General features: G+C 65.0%; 5 protein-coding genes and 1 pseudogene. 2 read left to right on the top strand and 4 right to left on the bottom strand.

The annotated features are described in order from the left end of the window. Together DYI24_RS18020 and DYI24_RS18015 are read right to left on the bottom strand one after the other, a co-directional pair. On the bottom strand, window positions 1-747 hold a 747-nt coding region (locus DYI24_RS18020; protein ID WP_164573279.1), incomplete at its 3' end, for a ComEC/Rec2 family competence protein. Window positions 748-839: 92 nt separating this feature from the next. Beyond that, complete coding sequence (locus DYI24_RS18015; protein ID WP_164573278.1) at window positions 840-2,522, bottom strand: glutamine--tRNA ligase/YqeY domain fusion protein; 1,683 nt, start codon at window positions 2,520-2,522, stop codon at window positions 840-842. Window positions 2,523-2,683: 161 nt separating this feature from the next. Here DYI24_RS18015 and gltX point away from each other — a divergent pair, with 161 nt between their 5' ends. Both gltX and gltA read left to right on the top strand, forming a co-directional pair. Further along, window positions 2,684-4,105 carry a glutamate--tRNA ligase gene (gene gltX / locus DYI24_RS18010; protein WP_164573277.1) on the top strand — a complete coding sequence of 474 codons (1,422 nt, stop codon included), beginning with the start codon at window positions 2,684-2,686 and terminating at the stop codon, window positions 4,103-4,105. Window positions 4,106-4,255: 150 nt separating this feature from the next. Continuing rightward, a complete protein-coding gene (gene gltA / locus DYI24_RS18005; protein WP_107344807.1) occupies window positions 4,256-5,560 on the top strand; it encodes a citrate synthase in 1,305 nt (434 codons plus the stop codon). 82 nt (window positions 5,561-5,642) lie between these two features. Here gltA and DYI24_RS18000 read toward each other — a convergent pair whose 3' ends face one another. Next, the gene (locus DYI24_RS18000; protein ID WP_246701293.1) at window positions 5,643-6,332 is read right to left on the bottom strand and encodes a nucleoside deaminase; all 690 of its coding nucleotides are present in this window, start codon (window positions 6,330-6,332) and stop codon (window positions 5,643-5,645) included. Between the two features lie 93 nt (window positions 6,333-6,425). Further along, window positions 6,426-6,811: pseudogene (locus DYI24_RS17995) on the bottom strand (lipid-A-disaccharide synthase); the annotation flags it as partial.

The following is a 6,811-nucleotide window of genomic DNA, read 5'->3' as shown; positions in this document are numbered from 1 at the left end:
CGCATCGCGCAGGCCCTGCATCACCGCGGCGTAGCGCAAGCGCCAGCCGCCATCCTGCGGCGGCTCGGCGGTGGTGATCGCGCCGAGTACGAAGCCGGACGCAGCGATGCCCTGGAAGTACAAATCGCGCGCGAAGTCGTAGCTACCCGGCCGCAGCGGCTGAAGCGGGGGCTGCAGCCGCGCCTTCAGCGCCACGAAGCTGCCGACCGCCGGCGCCGTCCCTTTCTTCACCGACAGCCGCACCCGCTCCAGCGATGGTGCCCGCGCTGCCTGCATTTGCGTCACGCGGAGAACGAAGCGATCGGTGCGCTCGCGCTCCTCCCGGATTTCGACGAAGCCGCGTAGCTCCGCTGCGAAGACCGGCGCGGCCAGCACCGGATGCGCGATCCGCTCAGCTTTCAGCGACGCGGTCGCAAAGCCTGCCATCAGGGCCGCCAGCAACAGGACCGGCGCGAAGGCCTGGCTGCGCCGCATCAGGACAGTCGCGATTCCGAACACCGCCGCAGTCGCTGCCGCCACCCAGGCAACCGGCTCGCGATCGGCGGCGAAGTACAAGGCAATACCGGCGCCGAATGCCACCGGCGTCCACGGCAGCAACCGGCCCGGCCCCGCCTCGGCCCGCGCCCAGTCGCGTAACAGATCAAGAAAAGCCGGTCCCCACGACAGGCCGGACGGCAGCAACGCACCGGCGCCCGCCGGCGCCCCGGTCGGCCATGTCCGTGCTCTGGTCCGATCGCGCCGCTCCACGGCACCCGCCCCCGTCCGCCGCGAGCGGAACAGTGGAGCAGAATGCCTCCGCCGGCAATCACCGGCGGGGCACAATCAAGATCGGTGGTAGTTCAGCCCTTCGCGACTTCCTTGGCGAAGGTATCGCGCAACCCGATGGTGCGATTGAACACCGGCTTATCCGGTGTCGAGTCACGATCGCGGACGAAGTAACCCTGACGCTCGAACTGCAGCGGCTCGGTCGAGTTGCTCGCCGCCGTCTCCGGCTCGATCCGCGCCTCGGTCAGCACTTCCAGCGACTGCGGATTGAGGTCATCGGCAAAGGTCGCAGCGCTCGGCGCCGGATTGGCGAACAGCTGATTGTAGATCCGGATCTCGGCCTTCACCGACTGCGCCGCCGGCAGCCAGTGCATCGTCGCCTTGACCTTGCGGCCGTCGGGCGCGTTGCCGCCGCGGGTTTCCGGATCATAGGTGCAGCGCAGCTCGACGATCTCGCCGGCGTCGTTCTTGATCACCTCACGGCACTTGATGAAGTAAGCATAGCGCAGCCGCACCTCATTGCCGGGAGACAGCCGGAAGAACTTCTTCGGCGGGTTCTCCATGAAGTCGTCCTGCTCGATATAGATCTCGCGGCCAAACGCGATCTTGCGGGTGCCGAGGCTCGGATCATCCGGATGGTTGATCGCCTCGAGTTCTTCGGTCTGACCTTCCGGGTAGTTCTCGATCACCACCTTCAGCGGCTTCAGCACCGCCATCCGCCGCTGCGCGGTGCGGTTCAACTCCTCTCGGATGCAGAACTCCAGCATGCCGAGATCGACCACGCTGTTGGCCTTGGCGACGCCGATCCGCTTGACGAAGTCGCGGAGCGCCGCCGGCGGCACGCCGCGGCGCCGCATCCCGGCCATCGTCGGCATCCGCGGATCGTCCCAGCCGGCGACATGGCCGCCGCGCACCAGTTCGGTCAGCACGCGCTTCGACAGCAGCGTGTAGGTGATGTTGAGCCGCGCGAATTCATACTGCCGCGGCTGCGACGGCACCGGCAGCTTCGACAGCAGCCATTCGTACAGCGGCCGGTGATCCTCGAACTCCAGCGTACAGATCGAATGGGTGATGCCCTCGATCGCATCCGACTGGCCGTGCGCGTAGTCGTAGCTCGGATAGATCGACCATTTGTCGCCGGTGCGCGGATGGTGCGCATGCAGGATGCGGTACAGCACCGGATCGCGCAGGTTGATGTTGCCCGACGCCATGTCGATCTTGGCGCGCAGCACCCGCGCGCCGTTCGGGAATTCGCCGGCCTTCATCCGCCGGAACAGATCGAGATTCTCCTCGACCGAGCGATCGCGGAACGGGCTGTTCTTGCCCGGCTCGGTCAGCGTGCCGCGGCTGGCGCGGATCTCGTCCTGCGACTGATCGTCGACATAGGCGTCGCCGTTTTTGATCATCAGCTCCGCCCAGGCGTAGAGCTGCTCGAAATAGTCCGAGGCGTAGAACATGTGCTCGCCCCAGTCGAAGCCGAGCCAGTGAACGTCGGCCTGGATCGAGTCGATGTATTCCTGTTCTTCTTTGGTCGGATTGGTGTCGTCGAACCGCAGATGGCAGCGGCCGCCGAATTCCTGCGCGATGCCGAAATTCAGCGCGATCGACTTGGCATGGCCGATATGCAGATAGCCGTTGGGCTCCGGCGGGAACCTGGTCACGATGGTCCGGTGCTTCCCGCTGTCGAGATCGGCCTGGACGATGTCGCGAATGAAGTCGCGCCCTGCCTCGCCCGCCGCTGTATCTGCCGTCGTCATGCGTCAATCGTCCTACTGGTCGGAACCGAAAGGGGTATCTGCCAAATCCGCTGCCCCGCGCCAACCCCCAGGGGCTGCGCGGACCACTTTAGTTATGCGCCGATCCTGCTATACACCCTGCGCGCCGCTCCGGCGCGTTCCCTTCCCTGCATTTGGTTCGAATGACCCGTCCCGTCGTCACCCGCTTCGCGCCCTCGCCCACTGGTTTTCTGCACATCGGCGGAGGCCGCACCGCGCTGTTCAATTGGCTGTATGCGCGCAAGCACGGCGGCACGATGCTGCTGCGAATCGAGGACACCGACCGCCAGCGTTCGACCCAGGAGGCGATCGACGCCATCCTCGACGGGCTGAAATGGCTCGGGATCGATTGGGACGGCGACACCGTTTACCAGTTTGCGCGCGCGGCACGGCACCGCGAGGTCGCCGAGCAGCTGCTGGCGGCCGGCAAGGCCTACCGCTGTTACGCCACCACCGAGGAGCTGGCGGCGATGCGCGACAAGGCCCGCGCCGAGGGCCGTGCCAAGCTGTACGACGGTAGCTGGCGCGACCGCGATCCCTCCGAGGCCCCGGAAGGCGTCAAGCCGACCATCCGCCTCAAGGCACCGCTGACCGGCGAGACTGTGATCGAGGATCAGGTGCAGGGCCGCGTCGCCTGGCAGAACGAGAACCTCGACGATCTGGTGCTGCTGCGCGGCGACGGCACCCCGACCTACATGCTGGCGGTGGTGGTCGACGACCACGACATGGGCGTCACCCACGTCATCCGTGGCGACGACCATCTGATCAACGCGGCGCGCCAGAAGCAGATCTACGACGCGATGGAGTGGGAGCTGCCGGTGATGGCGCACATCCCGCTGATCCACGGTCCCGACGGCTCAAAGCTGTCGAAGCGCCACGGTGCGCTCGGCGTCGACGCCTACCGCGCGATGGGATACCTGCCGGCCGCACTGCGCAACTATCTGGTCCGACTCGGCTGGAGCCACGGCGATCAGGAAATCTTTACCACGCAGGAAATGATCGATGCGTTCGACCTGCCGGCGATCGGCCGGTCGGCGGCGCGGTTCGATTTCGCCAAGCTCGAGAGCCTCAACGGTCACTACATCCGTCAGAGCGATGATCACTCTCTCGTGACCCTGCTCGAGGACCTGCTGAAATACATCCCGCAGGGCCCGGCGATAGCGGCGAAGTTCGACGACAGCATCCGCGCCAAGCTCACCCAGGCCATGCCGGGGCTGAAGGAACGCGCCAAGACGCTGATCGAGCTGCTCGACAACGCCGGCTTCATCTTCGCCGACCGGCCGCTGGCGCTGGATGCCAAGGCGCAGGCGGTGTTGACGCCCGAAACCCGACAGCTGATCGGCCGGCTGCGCGCCGCGCTGGAGGACGTCACGCCGTGGACGGCGGCGACGACCGAGGCCGCGATGCGGGCGTTCGCCGAGCAGGCTGGGCTGAAGCTGGGTGCGGTGGCGCAACCGCTCCGCGTGGCACTCACGGGACGAACCACGTCGCCGGGAATCTTCGACGTTTTGGCGGTGCTGGGGCGCGACGAGTGCCTGTCCCGCCTTGCCGATCAGGCCGCGTAAAAAACCCGGGAAACGGCTCGCGTCCGGCCGCCTTGCAGTGCACACTGCAATGAGCTACGCCTTTCCGCCAGCGCTTCAAGACAACCAGTCTCGCTCGCAAGAGCGCTGCGCATACGGCTGGTTTCGCCAACGAACATCGGGGACCACACGATGGACGCAACGACCAACAACAAAACGGCAACGCTGACGGTTGGAAACAAGAACTTCGATCTTCCGGTGCTCACCGGGACAGTCGGTCCCGACGTCATCGACATCGGCAAGCTGTACGCGCAGACCGGGATGTTCACCTACGATCCGGGTTTCACGTCGACGGCGAGCTGCCAGTCCAAAATCACTTACATCGACGGCGACGCAGGCGTTCTCGAGTATCGCGGTTACCCGATCGAACAGCTCGCTGAAAAAGGCGACTTCCTCGAAACCTGCTATCTCTTGCTGTACGGCGAACTGCCGACCAAGGCGCAGAAGGAAGACTTCGACTACCGCGTCACCCGCCACAACATGGTTCACGAGCAGATGGCCCGGTTCTTCCAGGGCTTCCGTCGTGACGCGCATCCGATGGCGGTGATGGTGGCTTCGGTCGGCGCGCTGGCCGCGTTCTATCACGACTCCACCGACATCAACGATCCGACCCAGCGGATGATCGCCTCGATCCGGATGATCGCCAAGGTCCCGACGCTGGCGGCGATGGCCTACAAGTATTCGGTCGGTCAGCCGTTCGTGTATCCGAAGAACTCGCTGTCCTACGCCGCCAACTTCATGCGGATGTGCTTCGCCACGCCGTGCGAGGAATACGTCGTCAACCCGGTGCTGGCGAACGCGCTCGACAAGATCTTCACGCTGCACGCCGACCACGAGCAGAACGCGTCGACTTCGACCGTCCGTATCGCCGGCTCGTCGGGCGCCAACCCGTTCGCCTGTATCGCCGCCGGCATCGCCTGCCTGTGGGGCCCGGCGCATGGCGGCGCCAACGAAGCGGCGCTGGCGATGCTGAAGGAGATCGGCTCCGTCGAGAACATCCCGGACTTCATCTCCAAGGTGAAGGACAAGAACTCGCAGGTGCGGCTGATGGGCTTCGGCCACCGCGTCTACAAGAACTACGATCCGCGCGCCAAGATCATGCAGCAGGTCTGCCACGAAGTGCTGGCCGAGACCGGTCACCACGGCGACCCGCTGCTGAAGGTGGCGATGGAGCTCGAGAAGATCGCGCTCAGCGATCAGTACTTCATCGATCGCAAGCTGTACCCGAACGTCGACTTCTATTCGGGCATCACGCTGAAGGCGATGGGCTTCCCGACCGACATGTTCACCGTACTGTTCGCGGTCGCCCGCACCGTCGGCTGGATCAGCCAGTGGAGCGAGATGATCGAGGATCCGCATCAGAAGATCGGCCGTCCGCGCCAGCTCTTCACCGGCGCGACCACCCGCAACTACGTCGAGATGAGCAAGCGCGGCTGATCGCTCCAGCTCTTTGAAAACAGAAACGGCGAACCGCCAGGCGGTTCGCCGTTTTGCTTTGTGGCTATGCCGGATCGAAGCCTCAGTAGCGAGCGCGATCCGGAAGGGTGCGGAACTCCTGCCACACCTTCTGCGCGTCGCTTCGCATCATCTGCGCGATCTTAACCTGGCGTTTTGCGTAGGGCTTCTTCATATCGGCGCCGATATTGGAATCGTCGAACAGATCCGCGTAGTCGGTCCACGACGCCGCGTAGAAGATCCGATCGAGCCGCGCCCAATAGGCGGTGGCGTAACACATCGGACAGCACTCGCAGCTCGTGTACATCGTGGCGCCGCGCAGGTTCGGCGCCCCGACCTTCTTGCACGCCGCGCGGATCGCATTGACTTCGGCGTGTGCCGAGGGATCGTTATCACGCAGCACGCTGTTACCAGTCGCCGCGAGAACTTCACCGTCGCGCACGATGACGGCGCCGAAAGCGCCACCCGTCTTTTCGACGACACCTGCCTTGCGCATCAATTCGATGGCCTGCGTCATGTAGCGACGATCTTGCTCCGTCGGCGCCGTGGCCAGCGCAGGCTTAGCATCCGCAACCGTCGCCCCCGCAGGCAACACCGCCGCACCGAAGGCGGCAGCGCCGGTTGCGAGGAAATTCCTGCGGTGAACGACGTTCACAGACGCGAACAGCGCATCAAGCGCCGAGGCAGACTCGATTTTAGTTTTCTTCATAGATGGAGAGCTCCGGTTGAGACGTCCGCGTCCTCTCCGGTCCATGGACGCGCAAACTGGAGCTTCGACGCGTCGGCAGGCTAGTTCCAATCTATTGAGAATTGATTGCAACAACACGTTCGCGGCGGCCGGTGGCAATCAGGCGCGGCGCATCACGTCCAGCACGATGTCGGCCGCACGTCCGCTCGGCGTCTGCTCGCCGGTCGACAAAATGTCGTCGATCTTCGCAAAGCCCGCGAGTTGGCGCCGCCGCGCCGGCGTGTCGCCGAGCAGGTCACGCACCGCCGGCGCGAGCCGGTCGGGCACACAATCCTCCTGGATGAACTCCGGGATCACGTCGTCCCCAATCACCAGATTGGCGAGGATCACGGTGCCCGGACGGACGACGCGACGCGCAATCCAGATCTCGACGCTGCCGGCTCGATAGGCCGTCACCATCGGTACGCCGGCGATCGCGAGCTCGAGCGTCACCGTGCCCGACTTGGCCAGCGCCGCATGGGCGATCCGGAACGCCGCACGTTTGT

The sequence above is a fragment of the Rhodopseudomonas sp. BR0C11 genome (assembly GCF_010820945.1).
GTDB classification, from domain to species: domain Bacteria; phylum Pseudomonadota; class Alphaproteobacteria; order Rhizobiales; family Xanthobacteraceae; genus Rhodopseudomonas; species Rhodopseudomonas palustris_H.
This window is presented reverse-complemented; position numbering and strand designations above follow the sequence as displayed.